Below are 1,541 nucleotides of genomic sequence, written 5' to 3'. Positions count from 1 at the left end.
CCCGGCCCGCCGCGGCGGCTCCGGCATCCGCCGTTCCCGAGATCCCGCGGCGCTCCGCGGCGCTCGAGGCGAATCGGGCCCCCGCGCCCCCGGCCCCGGTCCGGATCGAGGTCCCCGACCTCGGCATCGACATGTCGATCGAGCCGGTCGGCCTCGGGGCCGACGGGTCGATGGGACTGTTCGACGATCCGGCGCTCGCCGCCTGGTACCGGTGGGGGCCGGCGCCCGAGTCGGACGCCGGATCGACCGTCATCGCGGCCCACGTCGACTCCCTCGAGTACGACGTCCTGCCCTTCGCGAGGCTGAAGGATGCGGCACCGGGTACCGCGGTGATCGTGACGGATGCCGCGGGCACGCGTCACGCGTACGCCGTCGATTCGCTCGAGGTCACCGAGAAGACCGCCGTGGACTGGGATGCCGCGTTCGATCGCTCCGGGCCGCCGCGATTGACGCTCGTCACGTGCGGCGGCGCGTTCGACTACGAGGCGCGGCGGTACCTCAGCAACCTCGTCGTGACCGCAGTTCCGACATGACCGCTCGATGCCGAGGAGATGGGAGGAGGTGCTCGCTATGCTGATGGCCACGCCGCAGTCGACGATCGCGGCGCCGCCGCTCGTCATGATCGACGTGCGGTCCCGCCAGAGCCCACGAAGGGATGAGCGCCGCACGGTGAGCCCGATCGCCTTCGACACCCTCGACGACCGAGCCCTCGCGGAGCAGTTCTCCGCAGGCGACGAGCGTGCGCTCCGCGAGGCGTACACGCGTTGGTCGCCACTGGTCTTCCGGCTGGCGCTCCGGTCGCTCGGCGATCGGACCGACGCCGAGGACGTGACCCAGCAGGTCTACCTCGCCGCGTGGCGTGGGCGGGCCACCTTCGACATCTCGCGGTCGACGCTCAGCGCGTGGATCGTGGGCATCACCAAGCACCGCATCGCCGACGCGCACGAGGCGCGCTCGCGCGCCCGACGCCTCGAGGAGACCCTCGTCGCCGAGGCATCCGTCGCCGCGACCGAGGTCGACGACGACTTCGCCGAACGGGCCATGGTCGCCGAGGAGCTGGACCGCCTGGAGCCCGTACCGCGACGGGTCATGCGGTTGGCGTTCTACGACCAGCTCAGCCATTCGCAGATCGCCGAGGCCCTGGACCTGCCGATCGGCACCGTGAAGAGCCATGTACGACGCAGCCTGACCCGGTTGAGATCACGATGGGAGGTGGAAGATGGACCACGTCGAGCCTGACGAGCTGGCCGTGCTGGCCCTCGACGGCCGCGAGCCCGATGCCGCGGTCCGCACCCACCTCGAAGCCTGCGACACGTGCGCGGCCGAGTACGCGGCGCTCGCGCGAACCGTCCACCTCGGACGCGAGGGTTCGCCCGATGACCTCGAGGCCCCGCCTGCTGCGGTATGGACGCGCATCCACGACGAGCTGGGACTCGCGCCCGAGCTCGCCGGCGACCCGTTCGCGGAGGCGGAGGCCGGCGGTCCCGTGCCGCAGGGCACGACTCCGGCGCGCCACGTCCCGCCGAGCCGGCCTCGCACCC

3 protein-coding genes are annotated in these 1,541 nt (G+C 72.3%); all 3 read left to right on the top strand.

The window, feature by feature from the left end; all coding sequences use genetic code 11:
- On the top strand, positions 1 to 533 hold a 533-nt coding region (locus ESO86_RS16765), incomplete at its 5' end, for a class F sortase (protein WP_165308224.1).
- Between the two features lie 37 nt (positions 534 to 570).
- Positions 571 to 1,239 (top strand): RNA polymerase sigma factor, encoded by a 669-nt coding sequence (locus ESO86_RS16760; protein WP_242492430.1) that lies wholly within the window; start codon positions 571 to 573, stop codon positions 1,237 to 1,239.
- Positions 1,220 to 1,541 (top strand): anti-sigma factor (locus tag ESO86_RS16755; RefSeq protein WP_479722792.1); only part of this gene is annotated, 322 nt, incomplete at its 3' end. The genes ESO86_RS16760 and ESO86_RS16755, both read left to right, overlap by 20 nt.

It is taken from the genome of Agromyces binzhouensis, from assembly GCF_004135055.1.
GTDB classification, from domain to species: Bacteria; Actinomycetota; Actinomycetes; order Actinomycetales; family Microbacteriaceae; genus Agromyces; species Agromyces binzhouensis.
The sequence above is the reverse complement of the archived record's forward strand: the minus strand, read 5'-3'. Positions and strand labels throughout refer to the sequence as shown.